Raw genomic sequence first — 13,434 nt, forward strand, 5'->3', positions numbered from 1 at the left:
TGATGGCTGCTTCATTTCCAGGAGGGGTTCTGCATGCCTACCGGCAAGGTCAAGTTCTACGACGAGGAGAAGGGCTTCGGCTTCATCAGCACTGATGACGGCCAGGAGGTCTTCCTGCACGCTTCCGCGCTGCCCTCCGGGACCGCGGTCAAGGCCGGCACCCGTCTCGAGTTCGGCATCGCCGACGGCAAGCGCGGTGCGCAGGCCCTCTCGGCCCGGATCATCGACACCCCGCCCAGCATGGTCAAGCTCAGCCGCAAGTCGGCCGACGACATGTCCGTGATCGTCGAGGACACGGTCAAGCTGCTCGACGGCATCGGCACCGGCCTCAAGCGCGGCCGCTACCCCGACAAGGCCCACGGGCGCACGATCGCGACGCTGCTGCGCCGGGTCGCGGACGAGCTCGATGCCTGACGCCGGCGAGACGACCGGCGATCCGTCGCCCGAGACCGACAAGACTCCGGACACCGGGTCCGAGGCCCCGACCGAGGGATCCGCGGGCTCAGCGGACTCGTCGGGCGGCGTCACGGCGTCGCCCGCTCCCGTGGTGGCCGTCTGGAGCGACGAGATCGACGAGGAGGACGAGGACGACTCCGACGAGGACTCCGACTCCGACTCCGACGACGGAGGAGAGCCGGACGCCGGGTCCGCAGCGTCCGCCGGAGAGCCGGAGCCCGCGCCCGTGTACGAGCTCGACGCCGTCCTCGCCGGCTCGGAGGACCGTGCGCGCGAGGCGCTCCTCGACATCACGACCGCCGACACGGTCGGCGACCTGGTCGCGACGCTCGCCCAGGGCGAGCACGTGGTCTCGCTGCAGTTCACGAATCTGATGCGCGGCTACCCGGGCTGGCTCTGGACGGCGACGCTGTCGAGGATCGACGAGTCCGAGGACGTCAACGTCCTCGAGGTCGAGCTCCTGCCGGGCGAGGGCTCCGTGCTCGCGCCCGACTGGGTGCCGTGGTCGGTCCGGCTCGCGGACTACCGCGCGGCGCAGGACGCCAGCGGTGAGCGCGACGAGACCGAGGACGACGAGTACGACGACGACACCGTCGTCGACGGCGACGCGGCGGAGGCGGACGAGGACGAGATCCTCGACGACGACGAGGCCGACGACGACTCGGACGAGGACGACTCGGACGACGACGGCGACGACTCGGACGAGGACGACTCCGACGAGGACGACTCCGACGACGACGACTCCGACGACGACGACTCCGATGAGGACGACTCGGACGGCCAGGACTCCGGCACCGAGGACGGGTCGGTGGCCTCGGCCGCCGGACGACGCGGCGGCAGCGGTCGCGGACGACGGCGCCGCCGCCGGTGAGGACCCGGCCGAGCGGGGTCGCCCTCGCTCGGCCACGGCGCCGGCCGCGCGCACCGCGCGCGGACGTGGGTGGATCAGCGTCGGTTGCGGCTGTAGAACAGGCCGATCGTGCCGAGCACGACGCCGATCACGACGGTCGACAGGACGAGCGGCGGCACGGTCGCGCCGGCCGCCGCGGCGATCAGCACGCCGACGAGGGCGAGCACCCAGACGATGCAGCCCACGAGGAGCGCCGTCGCGTCGTCGGACGCGTAGGGCGGGGGAGCGGGGCGGCGCTCGTCCGGACGGAGCCAGAGCCTCATCCCTCGCCTCCCCGTTCCCCGGTCGCTCAGTCGGCCAGGCGCTCGATGACGTGGTCGATGCAGCCGAGCAGCGAGCGGACGTCGTCCGGCTCGATGGCGACGAAGGTCGCCACGCGCAGCTGGTTGCGGCCGAGCTTGCGGTACGGCTCCGTGTCGACGATGCCGTTCGCGCGCAGGACCTTCGCGATCAGCGCGGCGTCGACCGAGGCGTCGAAGTCGACGGTGGCGACGACCTGCGAGCGGTGCTCGGGCACCTCGACGAACGGGGTCGCGACCGGCGAGGCCTCGGCCCAGTCGTAGATCGCCGACGAGGACTCGAGGGTGCGCGCCGACGCCCAGGCCAGTCCGCCGCTCTCGTTCATCCACTGGAGCTGCGACTCCATCAGCAGCAGCGTGGAGAGGGCGGGGGTGTTCAGCGTCTGGTTCAGGCGCGAATTGTCGACGGCGTTCTGCAGGCTCAGGAACTCGGGGATGTAGCGGCCGCTCGCGGCGATCCGCTCGATCCGCTCGATTGCGGCCGGCGAGAAGAGGCCGAACCACAGGCCGCCGTCCGAGGCGAAGTTCTTCTGCGGAGCGAAGTAGTAGACGTCGGCCTCGGCCGCATCGAAGTCGATGCCGCCGGCGGCGCTGGTCGCGTCGATCACCGTGAGGGCGCCCTCATCGCCGTGCACGCGGCGGACCGGCGCCATGACGCCGGTGGAGGTCTCGTTGTGCGGCCAGGCGTAGACGTCGACGCCCTCGAGGATCTCGACCTCGCTGCGCGAGCCGGCCGGGGCCGAGACGACGTGCGCGGGCTCGAGGAACGGCGCGGAGGCCGCCTTCGCGAACTTCTGGCCGAACTCGCCGAAGGTGAGGTTCTCGGCGCGGCGGTCGATCAGCGAGAAGGCGGCCGCGTCCCAGAAGGCGGTGGAGCCGCCGTTGCCGAGCAGGACCTCGTAGCCCTCGGGGATGCGGAAGAGCGTCGCGAGGTGCTCGCGCACGGACCCGACCAGGTTCTTGACCGGGGCCTGCCGGTGCGAGGTGCCGAGGAGGTGCGCGCCCTGCGTCGCGAGGTGCGCGAGCTGGTCGTGCCGCACCTTGGACGGGCCGCAGCCGAACCGCCCGTCGTGGGGGAGGAGCTCGCGAGGAATGGTGACGTCCGGCATGCGTTAATACTAGGGTTCCCGGCCCGCCCCGCCTTCGACCATCGGAGGCCCTGCGCCCTGCCCCGTCGACGGAGACGGGACACGGTGCCCAGTAAGGTTGTGCGCGCTGAGACCGGAAGGCTGAGATGACGGATCTGATCGACACGACCGAGATGTACCTGCGCACCATCCTGGAGCTGGAGGAGGAGAACATCATCCCCCTGCGGGCCCGCATCTCCGAGCGGCTCAGCCACTCGGGTCCCACCGTCTCGCAGACCGTCGGCCGGATGGAGCGCGACGGCCTCGTCGTCGTCTCCGGCGACCGCCACCTCGAGCTGACCGGCGACGGACGCCGCAAGGCGATCCACGTCATGCGCAAGCACCGCCTCGCCGAGCGCCTCCTCCACGACGTCATCAAGCTCGACTGGGAGTTCGTGCACGAGGAGGCCTGCCGCTGGGAGCACGTGATGAGCGAGCAGGTGGAGCGCCGCCTCCTCGAGATGCTCGACCACCCCACCGAGTCGCCCTACGGCAACCCGATCCCGGGGCTCGACGAGCTGGGGGACACTCCGGCGTCGCGGTTCGCGGACGGCGTCATCAGCATCCCCCGCTTCGTCGCCGGCTCGGCCGAGCCGCAGCGCGGCACCGTGCGCCGGCTCGGCGAGCCCGCGCAGGTCGACCCGGAGCTGCTGCTGCAGCTCAAGCAGGCCGGTGTCGTCCCCGGGGCCGAGGGCGAGTTCTCGGCGCTCAACGGCTACGTGCTCGTGCGCATCGACGGCGCGGAGGCGGGCATCGAGCTGCCCAACGAGGTCGCTGCGCACATCTTCCTCGTCAGCTGAACGCCCGCTCCACGCGCACTAGCGCATCGAGGCTCGGGGCGGGACACGATCTCGTCTCCGGTTGGTGACAAATCGGTAACGGTCGCTTACGCTCTGTGGAGCCCCGCGCCCGAACCCCGGTCGTGAGGCGCGGGGTCCGACGTCCCTTCCCGTCTCGGACTCCGTGAACGCCGATGCTTCGCGCACGTGAGACGGGACAGCTGCCTGGGCTGGCGGGACGTCGGAGGTCCTCCCCCTTGCCCCAGAACCCCACCATTCCTTCCGGTTCCCCCGACCGGTTCCGCTCCACCCACCCGGACAGCCCCCGCAACGCGTCCTCCTTCGAGAACCGGCCGCCGGTGATCCGCGCCCGCTACACCGACGAGGCGCCCGTCGCCCGCCGGGCCGTGCCGTCGGCGCCGTCCCGCCGGGCCGACGTCACCGACTTCGTCCCGACGCCCGCCGGCTCGCCGCGCAAGCGCAGCCGCGGCCGCACGATCGGCAAGGTCGCCATCGTCGGATTCGCCGGAGCGCTCGTCGCGACGATGGCACTGCCGGCCTACGCCTTCTCGCCCGGCACCGAGAGCGACGGGCTGTTCGCCGCCTCGCAGGCCGACCTTCTGCGCCAGGGCGACGCGCAGACCGTCGCCGTCGCCGGGGGAGTGGTCCAGGCCGCGATCGCCCGCGACGGCTTCACCGCCGAGGCCGCGCCGCCGCCGCCCGAGCCGGAGCCGGTCGTCGAGCCCGTCGTCGACACCAGCGACGTCGCCGAGGCCCGCGCCGAGACAGCCGAGAGCTTCAACTCCTACGAGGGCGCCTCGGCCAGCGAGCTCGCGGCGAGTGCGCCGAGCACGAGCTACAGCCTCTCCGCCGTGTTCGACACGGCGCTGCAGTACCAGGGCGTGCCCTACGTCTTCGGCGGCGCGGACCCCAGCGGCTTCGACTGCTCCGGCCTCGTCATGTACGTCTTCGCGCAGTACGGCATCTCGATGCCGCACTCGGCGGCCGGCCAGGCGGCGATGGGCACGCAGATCCCGGTGTCCGAGGCGCAGCCCGGCGACCTGGTGATCATGCCCGGTCACGACGGCTTCTACGCGGGCAACGGCAACATCCTGCACGCGCCGTACGAGGGCGCGAGCGTCCGCGTGCAGCCGATCTGGACGACCGACTACACGATCGTCCGCATCTCCGGCTGACGACGACCGCGAGCACCGGCCGAGAGCCCGTCCCCTCACCGGGGCGGGCTCTTCCGCGTTCCCATGAGTGCAGGCCCGCCGCCCGCCGTGTGAACTGCGGATGACGAAAACCCCGGTTCCTCTGGTGTTCCGGGCGCGAAGGGTTAATCTGAACCTCAGTCCGCTCGCGTGGCGAGCGGAGCGATTCGTCGAGGGACGGAGTGCCGGGATGGCCGAGCGGAACGGGCACCACTGCGTGGGGCTGCGTTCGCGCGTGCGGCGGACCGACGCGATCCGGGCGGGGATCCTCCTCGCCGCACTCCACTCCGCCGACACTCGGATACGGCACCACGTCACCGTGCGGCTCTGCGCCGCGGCCTCGAAGGGCGCCGTCATCACGACGGCGCCCTTTCGCGTGGTCGCGGCGTCTCCGTGCGCCGGCGTGCGACAGCACGGAGGTCACTGATGCGCACACTCGTCCTCAACGCCGGCTACGAGCCGCTCGCGGTGGTGTCGTTCAAGCGGGCGCTGGTGCTGCTGATGACCGAGAAGGCGATGATCATCGTCGCCGACGAGGAGCACCCGGTGCACGGAGCGACCGGCGACTACGTCCGGCCCTCGGTGATCGTGCTCACGCGCTACGTCCGCATCCCGAGCTCGCGGAGCGTGCCGGTCTCGCGCCGCGGGGTGCTGCGGCGCGACAACCACCGCTGCGGCTACTGCGGCCAGCACGCCAACACGATCGACCACATCCAGCCGAAGTCGCGCGGCGGTCGGGACACCTGGGAGAACCTCGTCGCCTGCTGCCACCGCTGCAACAACGTCAAGAGCGACCGCACGCCGCTCGAGATGGGCTGGCAGCTGCGCTCCGTGCCGCGGATGCCGCGCGCCGGCTCCTGGCTCGTGCGCGGTGCCGAGCGCACCCAGCCCGAGTGGGACGACTACCTCACGGCTGCGGCGGCCTGACCCCTCCCGCGAGATGCCACTTGTGCGCGCTCGACACGGCGTGTCGCGTGCACAAGTGGCATCTCGCGGGGAGCGGGGGCGGAGGTGGGGGCGGGGCTACTCGTTGTCGCCGCCGGTGGCCTCGGAGGCGTTGCCGGAGCGGGAGCCGGACCAGGTCCAGTTCGCGACCTCGGGGATGTCCTCGCCGTGCTCGCGGGTGTACGCGCGGGCGCGGATCCGGGCGTCCTGCATCTCCTGGCGGAGGCCCGCCGCCTTCGCGCCGAGGCCGGGGGTGCGGTCGATGACGTCCATCACCAGCGAGTAGCGGTCGAGGTCGTTGAGCATCACCATGTCGAACGGCGTGGTGGTCGTGCCGTTCTCCTTGTAGCCGTGGACGTGCAGGTTGCCGTGGCCGGTGCGCTTGTAGGTCAGGCGGTGGATCAGCCACGGGTAGCCGTGGTACGCGAAGATCACCGGTCGGTCGGGCGTGAAGACCGCGTCGAACTCGCGGTCGGAGAGGCCGTGCGGGTGCTCCGACTCGGACATCAGCCGCATCAGGTCCACGACGTTGACGGTGCGGATCGCGAGGTCGGGCAGCGCCTCGCGGAGGATGCTGACGGCCGCGAGGGTCTCCAGGGTCGGGACGTCGCCGGCGCAGGCCATCACCACGTCGGGCGACTCGCCGCGGCGCTCGCTGCTCGCCCACTCCAGGATGCCGAGGCCGCGGGTGCAGTGCGCCACCGCCTCCGCCATGGTGAGCCAGGCGGGAGCGGGCTGCTTGCCGGCGACGACGACGTTGACGTAGTCGACGCTGCGCAGGCAGTGGTCGTAGACCGAGAGCAGCGTGTTCGCGTCGAACGGCAGGTAGACGCGCACCACCTCCGGCTTCTTGTTGACCACGTGGTCGATGAAGCCAGGGTCCTGGTGGCTGAAGCCGTTGTGGTCCTGGCGCCAGACGTGGCTGGAGAGCAGGTAGTTGAGGCTCGCGATCGGACGGCGCCACTCGATGTCGCGGGTGCCGTCCAGCCACTTCGCGTGCTGGTTGAACATCGAGTCGATGATATGGATGAAGGCCTCGTAGCAGGTGAAGAGCCCGTGCCGGCCGGTGAGCAGGTAGCCCTCGAGCCAGCCCTGGCACTGGTGCTCCGAGAGCACCTCCATCACGCGGCCGGCGCGGGCGAGGTGGTCGTCGAGCGGGCTGAGCTCGGCGTTCCACTGCTTGTCGGTCGCGGCGTAGACGCTCTGCAGCCGGTTGCTGGCGACCTCGTCGGGTCCGAAGATCCGGAAGTTCGTCGGGTTCTCGCGGATGACGTCGGCGAGCCACTCGCCGAGCACCTTCGTCGCCTCCGCGACGGTGCCGCCCGGCTCGTGCACGACGACCTCGTAGCGCCGGAAGTCCGGCAGCCGGAGGGTCTGGCGGAGCAGGCCGCCGTTGGCGTGCGGCGTCGCGCTCATCCGCAGCTCGCCCTCGGGGGCGAGTGAGCGGACGCGGTCGGCGATCCCGCCCTCCTCGGTGAAGAGCTCCTCGGGACGGTAGGAGCGCATCCAGGTCTCGAGCAGGCGGGTGTGCGCCTCGGTATCGCGGGCGTTCGCGAGCGGGACCTGGTGCGCGCGGTAGGTGCCCTCTACCTGCACGCCGTCGATCTCCGCGGGGCAGGTCCAGCCCTTCGGGGTCTTCAGGATGATCATCGGCCAGGCGGGGCGGGAGAGGTCGCCCTCGGCGGCGCGCGCCTTGATCGCGGCGATGCGGTCGAGCACGGTGTCCAGGACCGCGGCGAAGCGCTCGTGCACGCGCATCGGGTCCTCGCCGTCGAAGCCGCCCTCGACGGTGAACGGCTCGTGACCGTAGCCGCGCATGAGGCTCTCGAGCTCCTCGTGGGGGATGCGGGCGAGGACCGTCGGGTTGGCGATCTTGAAGCCGTTGAGGTGCAGGATCGGCAGCACGACGCCGTCGGTCGCGGGGTTCACGAACTTGTTCGAGTGCCAGCTGGTGGCGAGCGGGCCGGTCTCGGCCTCGCCGTCGCCGACCACGGCGGCGACCAGCAGGTCCGGGTTGTCGAAGGCGGCGCCGTAGGCGTGGCTGAGCGAGTAGCCGAGCTCGCCGCCCTCGTGGATGCTGCCGGGCGTCTCGGGGGCGGCGTGGCTCGGGATGCCGCCGGGGAAGCTGAACTGGCGGAAGAGGCGGCGCAGGCCGTCCTCGGTCTCGTCGATGTGCGAGTAGATCTCGCTGTAGGTGCCGTCGAGGTAGGCGTTGGCGACCATGCCCGGTCCGCCGTGGCCGGGGCCGGTGATGTAGAGGGTGGGCTGCGCGCGCTCGGTGATCGCGCGGTTGAGGTGCGCGTAGATCAGGTTGAGGCCGGGGGTCGTGCCCCAGTGTCCGAGCAGGCGCGGCTTGATGTGCTCCCTCGCGAGGGGCTCGCGCAGCAGCGGATTGGCGAGGAGGTAGATCTGGCCGACCGCGAGGTAGTTCGCGGCGCGCCACCAGGCGTCGATGGTGTCGAGGGTGGCGGGGTCGAGCGGACTGTCGTCCCTGGCGGCCCAGACGTGCTGAGCGGCGGGGGAGGTGAGGGATGCGGCCATGCTGCAACGCTCCCAGGCGAGCGCGCGGGACGGAAGGGCCTTGCGGGCGGCGGGGCGCCGTCCGGACGGGGCTGCTCGCCGCAGAACATCAGCTGAGAAGGGAGGGCATCGCTCCTCAGCGGATGCCCCCCTCTCTCAGCTGATGTTCTGCGGCCGGGTCAGCCGCGCGGGGTGGCTCGGCGGAGGATCAGGGCGCCGAGGACCGCGGACAGGACCGTGGGGACGAGCAGCAGGGCGAAGGCGCCCGTGAAGCCGATCGCCTCGAAGGCGAGCCAGACGGAGTCCCAGCTGTCGGTGAGGGTGAACAGGGCGACCAGGCCGACGATCAGCGCACCGAGGGCGAGGAAGAAGACGGTCATCCCCGTGGCCCGCCAGCGGACGAAGACCGCGGCGACCGCCGAGCCGGCGAAGAAGAAGAAGAGGAAGAGGCTGAAGACCGCGAAGGTCTGAGCGAGCCAGGAGACGTCGCTGTAGGCGGCGGCGCGGAACATGTAGCCGCCGAGCCCCCAGCCGTTCGTCGCCTGCTCGAGCGCGGACATCGTGGAGTAGAGGACGGTCCAGGCGGCGGACAGGCCGACGAAGGTCAGCCCCGTGCCGAGCGAGTAGTCGCGGCGGGTCGACCCGTAGCCCAGCGCGAGGGCGAAGGTGACGTTCGTGGCCTGGATGGCGACGACCAGCATGTAGATGAAGATGAACGTCGTGCCACCGGTGATCTGCACGCCGGAGTCGCCGCCGGCGGCCGGGACGCCGACCATCCGCAGCACGAGCAGCCAGATGATCAGGCTGCCGATGAAGATCGCGCCGAGGATCGCGAGCGGAGTGACGAGCAGCGTCGCCGGGTTGGCGAGGTGCAGGCGGACGATGCTGAGCAGGCGGTGGCGCGCGACGGAGCGCTGCGGGGCGAGGGCGGTCATGAGGCGGCCTTTCCGGTGGTCAGCTGGACGACGAGCTGCTGGAGCGAGACGGGCTCGAGCTCGAGGCCGCGGTGGCGGGCCTCGTCGCGGTCGGCGGTGCCGAGGTGGGGGAGCGTCGCGGTGGCGAGGCCGCCGACTCCGCTGCGGGAGAGGACCTCGCGGCCCTCGGTGAAGGAGTCGACCGCGGCGCGGCTGCCGGTGACGGTCGCGGCGGCACCGCGCAGCTCCTCCGTGTCGCTGTCGACGAGGAGGCGGCCGTCGTCGATGACGAGGACGTGCTCGAGGAGGCTGCTGACCTCGTCGATCAGGTGGGTGGAGAGGACGACGGTGCGCGGGTGCTCGCCGAAGTCGGCGAGCAGGCGGTCGTAGAAGAGCTGCCGGGCGACCGCGTCGAGGCCGAGGTACGGCTCGTCGAAGAAGGTCAGCGGGGCGCGGGAGGCGAGGCCGACGATGACGCCGATCGCGGAGAGCTGGCCGCGGCTGAGCTTCTTGACGCGGCGGTCGAGCGGGAGGCGGAAGTCGACGACGAGCTGCTGCGCGAACTCCTCGTCCCAGCCCTCGAAGAACCAGCGGGCGCTGCGGAGGACGTGCGTGACCTTGAAGTCCTCCGGGTACTTCTGGCTCTCCTTGATGAAGCAGGTGCGGGAGAGGACGGCGGCGTTCTCGACGGGGGCCTCGCCGAAGACGCGGATGCTGCCGGCGCTCGCGAACTCCTGGCCGGTGAGCAGCGACATCAGGGTGGTCTTGCCGGCGCCGTTGCGGCCGAGGAGGCCGTGGATCCGGTTCTCCTCGAGGGTGAAGCTGACGTCGGAGACGGCGTGCATGCTGCCGTAGTGCTTGCTGAGGCCGGCGACCTCGATGACCGCGCTCATCGCGATCCTCCTTCGATGTCGGTGATCATGGCGGTGAGCTGCTCGCGGGTGAGGCCGAGCTTGGCGGCCTCCGCGAGGAGCGGTGCGACGAACTGGTCGCGGAACTGCGTGCGGCGCTTCTCGACCAGGCGGTCGCGCGCTCCCTCGGCGACGAACATGCCGATCCCCCTCTTCTTGTACAGGACGCCCTCGTCGACGAGCAGGTTCACGCCCTTGCCGGCCGTGGCCGGGTTGATGCGGTGGAATGCGGCGAACTCGTTCGTCGACGGGACCTGGTCCTCCTCGGGCAGCGCGCCCGCGATGATGTCGTTCTCGATCTGCTCGGCGATCTGCAGGAAGATCGGGCGGGAGTCGTCCATGGGGCTCCTTCCCTCGATATCGGTGCTTCGTGGTGTGTTGGTTCGTTGGTGCAGTAATTAACCAACCACGCAGCTCGTGCTGTGTCAAGAGCGACGGCTCCGGGCGATCGGTACACTGGACGGCACCGGCCTCTGTAGCTCAATGGAAGAGCGACTCCGTCCTAAGGAGCAGGTTGGGGGTTCGAGTCCCTCCAGGGGCACCACTGCTAAATGCGCTCTGATCAGGAGAAATCACTGATGCACGCGTCTCCCAATCCAGGCGGTGTGCCGAACCGGGTGCCCAGGCGCCCGCCCTGATGGCTGCAAGCCGGTCGACGGCGTCTCTCTGCATCGTTTCGGCGACGTGGGAGTAGACGGCCATCGCGACCGAGATGTCGCTGTGGCGTAGGCGCTCCTGCAACACCTTCGGGTGAATACCCGCGCTGAGGAGCAGCGTTGCGTCAGTGTGCCGCAGCACGTGAAGCGCCATGACCGGAAGCGCCTCGCCGCCCAAGCGGCGTCGACCTGCGGCCACCCTCTTGCTCGGAGCGCTCACAGACCGAATTTCGTGCGGTGTCGGCGCGACGCTCCGACGAACGAGTGCCTGCCGACGACACGGCCCAAGTCGGGTACGAACACGGGTCGACCGGCGGCGCTGAACCTGGGAGCCTCAACAGGGGTCCCGGCGCGCTAGACAACCTTGCTACCGTGAGGGGGCTGGTGCCATCGAGGATCAAGCTCCATCTGGGTCGGCTGGTGCTGGTCGACGCTAACGAAAGGTCAACTGTGAGTTCGATTTCAGGCTTTCTCCGAATCGAGTCGTTTCGCACCACAGTTCGAGACCTCCTTACCGTGGAACCGAAGAGGTTCGACGCTCTAGTCGAAACTGCTCTAGTCGAGCTTCGAGACGATTCGCCAGAGATGGCGGCACCGGAAACATCCGAGGAGCTCGAACAGAGGGCCATGTTGCTCCTCCTGCAGGCCGCGGCGACCGACGACGCTGACGACGTGATGGAGGATCTCCGCGGCGCTGCAGATTTGCGCGACGCTACGTTGGAGCGGCTGAGGCCAGCACTTTCTCGTGCGGAGAGCGCTCGTGAGCAATTATTGGCAAACCGCATGCGGAATTCATTTCTTCCGATTCTTACCTCATCGCGGTTTGCGATTGATCTGCGGGTCATACAGGGGATCGAAGCGCCGGTCGCATTGCCTGTGGTAACTACGCGCTTCGAATTTGACGAGCCGGTATCGGGCGGCGGGCGTGCCTTTGTTTTTCAACTGAACGAACGAGAGTTGGAAATATTGATCGCCCAACTTTCCAATGTCCAGTCGGCGTTACAAAATCTGCAAATCCCGGGAGACGGGGTACGGGTAATACATGCCGGGAGTGAGGCTGCGAGGTGATTATGGGATCATCTGGCGATGCGGCCACAACTGTGGTGTTCAACGCCGACACTACGTTCTGGGCGGCTCTCTTTTCTTTTGGTACGGCAATAGTAACTGCAATCGGGGGGCCAATCATCCGGAAGTTCTTTCCGACAAAAGATGGCGCAGCCGACACTGTGAATACGATTGCAACGGATGCGTTCAAGCAGCTTCACGAGTCGGTGGCCGGTGTAGTAAAATTGTCGGCACGGGTTGAGAGTCTTGAAACGAGCGTAAATCAATCGCTAGTCATTTTGAATGATCTCAACAGGAAAAAGGGCAGGTAGCTTATGGAAGCTGTTGGGGCAAGCCTCCCCTTCCTCACTTTTGTCGTCTTTCTCGTTAGCATTTTCATTCCCATTAGGACAGAGGTAATCGCTCGTCGAAAGCGACGTGACCTAATGACGGCGCTGCAGGGAATTGCGGCGGGCGCTCGTGAGTTGAAGGCGCTGGCGCAGGAAGCTGCGTCCGTAGCGGATTTTGAGCGGCATGAGAACACGACGATCCTCGACGTCAGTCTTACCGCAAGCCTTCCCTCTGTTGAAAGTCTTTACGTAGCTCATTTCGATCCGGTCTTTTCGTCCGTGGAGGCTCTTGGAAAAAACTCCTTCGAGCATTTTCCTGGTAAGGGAGCGCCTTTCGTTTCTTGGGCATGGCCAGAGGATGCCCTTTCGGGAGTTCGCTCCCATGTCGATTCCGATCTAAAGCATCATGAAATTTCGTGGGCAATCGAGACCGACGCTCACCTGCGAGCCGTGACCGACGCTCACTTACGGAGCCAGAGGCCGGACGAAGGCAACAGTCCGTTGGCAGGTTTCCCCTCCTCGTGGTGGAAGAACGTCGGAACGCGTGCGCCTGTTGCCCTGTAATTCAGTATTCGGCACGTAGAGGGCAGACGGCGACAACCTCACTTTTTGCACGCAGACTCTCTCACTTTTACTATGAGAAAAATAAGGCACCATCTTTTGATCGGCGTCGTCGTCCTGTAGTGAGAAAAGACTGGCGTGCAGCTGCGCGGCGACGATAACGTGATTGATGGCTCGCAATGGTCTCCTCAAGGCGGGGCAAGATCGAGCTAAGTCACGGACCGAATCTGCAGAGACTTGCGGCGGTGCAGGTGGCCTCGAACCGGTGCAGGGAGATGGCCGCGCAGGTTCCGGGATTGACGTTTTGAGCGATGGTGTGGAACACGAGCCTGTTCCGTTCGTCAAGAATAGGCTTGAGTGTCCTCTTGATCGCAGCTCACTCAGCTGCCAGTTCCGGCGCATGATTGCTGTAGGCCCTGCCTGCTAGTGCCCGTGTGACTTCGAGCAGTCAGCGTAAAAACTTGGCGTTGTCGAAGAACGCGCTGGCGGTTGAGGCGGGCAAATAAACCACGAACATTTGAGAGGCAAGCAAGACCGCGTTCTCGAGCAGACTGTAGGCGATCACGAGGGCTCCTATTGCTAGCGTCACGCGATTCAAGATCCCACTCACGACGTCATCTCCGGCCAATCAACGCTTCTCCGCGTGCTCGCTTTCCATGCTCCGCACCGTAGCGACGGTGAGCAGCTCCAGCAACCATCAACCGCTGCTGAACCTGCGGTCCCGGGGGCGAGGGCTCGATATACATCC

General features: G+C 68.2%; 14 protein-coding genes, 1 tRNA gene and 1 pseudogene. 9 read left to right on the forward strand and 7 right to left on the reverse strand.

The window, feature by feature from the left end; translation table 11 throughout:
- Positions 1-33 precede the first annotated feature (33 nt).
- Positions 34-414, forward strand: a complete 381-nt coding sequence (locus MT351_RS17720) for a cold-shock protein (RefSeq protein ID WP_123445172.1) — start codon at positions 34-36, stop codon at positions 412-414.
- On the forward strand, positions 407-1,327 hold the full coding sequence (locus MT351_RS17725; RefSeq protein ID WP_243582850.1) for a DUF3027 domain-containing protein: 921 nt from the start codon (positions 407-409) through the stop codon (positions 1,325-1,327). The genes MT351_RS17720 and MT351_RS17725 overlap by 8 nt, the downstream gene beginning before the upstream one ends.
- A gap of 74 nt (positions 1,328-1,401) precedes the next feature.
- Here the strand turns inward: MT351_RS17725 and MT351_RS17730 are convergent, their stop codons facing one another.
- Entirely contained in the window at positions 1,402-1,629 is a 228-nt protein-coding gene (locus MT351_RS17730; protein WP_123702378.1) for a DUF2530 domain-containing protein, read from the reverse strand.
- Between the two features lie 26 nt (positions 1,630-1,655).
- The gene (serC, locus tag MT351_RS17735) at positions 1,656-2,774 is read right to left on the reverse strand and encodes a phosphoserine transaminase (RefSeq protein ID WP_132435953.1); all 1,119 of its coding nucleotides are present in this window, start codon (positions 2,772-2,774) and stop codon (positions 1,656-1,658) included.
- Between the two features lie 125 nt (positions 2,775-2,899).
- On the opposite strand from serC, the gene MT351_RS17740 reads away from it, so the two are divergent.
- The 3 genes from MT351_RS17740 to MT351_RS17750 all read left to right on the forward strand — a co-directional run bounded on the left by MT351_RS17740 (position 2,900) and on the right by MT351_RS17750 (position 5,712).
- Complete coding sequence (locus tag MT351_RS17740) at positions 2,900-3,592, forward strand: metal-dependent transcriptional regulator (RefSeq protein WP_123445176.1); 693 nt, start codon at positions 2,900-2,902, stop codon at positions 3,590-3,592.
- Positions 3,593-3,828: 236 nt separating this feature from the next.
- On the forward strand, positions 3,829-4,767 hold the full coding sequence (locus MT351_RS17745) for a C40 family peptidase (protein WP_243582851.1): 939 nt from the start codon (positions 3,829-3,831) through the stop codon (positions 4,765-4,767).
- A 444-nt stretch (positions 4,768-5,211) separates the two neighbouring features.
- Positions 5,212-5,712 carry an HNH endonuclease gene (locus MT351_RS17750; RefSeq protein WP_123445178.1) on the forward strand — a complete coding sequence of 167 codons (501 nt, stop codon included), beginning with the start codon at positions 5,212-5,214 and terminating at the stop codon, positions 5,710-5,712.
- Between the two features lie 96 nt (positions 5,713-5,808).
- Here the strand turns inward: MT351_RS17750 and MT351_RS17755 are convergent, their stop codons facing one another.
- The 4 genes from MT351_RS17755 to MT351_RS17770 all read right to left on the reverse strand — a co-directional run bounded on the left by MT351_RS17755 (position 5,809) and on the right by MT351_RS17770 (position 10,416).
- Positions 5,809-8,271: a phosphoketolase gene (locus tag MT351_RS17755; RefSeq protein ID WP_243582852.1), complete on the reverse strand. Its 2,463-nt coding sequence runs from the start codon at positions 8,269-8,271 to the stop codon at positions 5,809-5,811.
- Between the two features lie 158 nt (positions 8,272-8,429).
- Positions 8,430-9,185, reverse strand: a complete 756-nt coding sequence (locus MT351_RS17760) for an ABC transporter permease (protein WP_132435951.1) — start codon at positions 9,183-9,185, stop codon at positions 8,430-8,432.
- Positions 9,182-10,057, reverse strand: coding sequence for an ABC transporter ATP-binding protein (locus tag MT351_RS17765; protein WP_132435950.1), 876 nt, complete (start codon positions 10,055-10,057; stop codon positions 9,182-9,184). The genes MT351_RS17760 and MT351_RS17765 overlap by 4 nt, the downstream gene beginning before the upstream one ends.
- Positions 10,054-10,416, reverse strand: a complete 363-nt coding sequence (locus MT351_RS17770) for a GntR family transcriptional regulator (RefSeq protein WP_123445182.1) — start codon at positions 10,414-10,416, stop codon at positions 10,054-10,056. The genes MT351_RS17765 and MT351_RS17770 overlap by 4 nt, the downstream gene beginning before the upstream one ends.
- Positions 10,417-10,544: 128 nt before the next feature.
- Here MT351_RS17770 and MT351_RS17775 point away from each other — a divergent pair.
- Positions 10,545-10,619 (forward strand) — tRNA-Arg (locus MT351_RS17775).
- Between the two features lie 143 nt (positions 10,620-10,762).
- Here the strand turns inward: MT351_RS17775 and MT351_RS20145 are convergent.
- Positions 10,763-10,951 (reverse strand): annotated as a pseudogene (locus MT351_RS20145) (tyrosine-type recombinase/integrase); the annotation flags it as partial.
- Between the two features lie 407 nt (positions 10,952-11,358).
- Between MT351_RS20145 and MT351_RS17785 the strand changes: the two are divergent.
- From MT351_RS17785 to MT351_RS17795, 3 genes are all read left to right on the forward strand, one after another.
- Positions 11,359-11,799, forward strand: coding sequence for a hypothetical protein (locus MT351_RS17785; protein ID WP_132435949.1), 441 nt, complete (start codon positions 11,359-11,361; stop codon positions 11,797-11,799).
- Positions 11,796-12,107 carry a hypothetical protein gene (locus tag MT351_RS17790; protein WP_132435948.1) on the forward strand — a complete coding sequence of 104 codons (312 nt, stop codon included), beginning with the start codon at positions 11,796-11,798 and terminating at the stop codon, positions 12,105-12,107. Before MT351_RS17785 ends, MT351_RS17790 begins: the two co-directional genes overlap by 4 nt.
- A 114-nt stretch (positions 12,108-12,221) precedes the next feature.
- Positions 12,222-12,689, forward strand: a complete 468-nt coding sequence (locus tag MT351_RS17795; protein WP_132435947.1) for a hypothetical protein — start codon at positions 12,222-12,224, stop codon at positions 12,687-12,689.
- Positions 12,690-13,434: the final 745 nt, after the last annotated feature.

It is taken from the genome of Rathayibacter sp. VKM Ac-2926 (assembly GCF_022815565.1).
GTDB lineage: Bacteria > Actinomycetota > Actinomycetes > Actinomycetales > Microbacteriaceae > Rathayibacter > Rathayibacter festucae.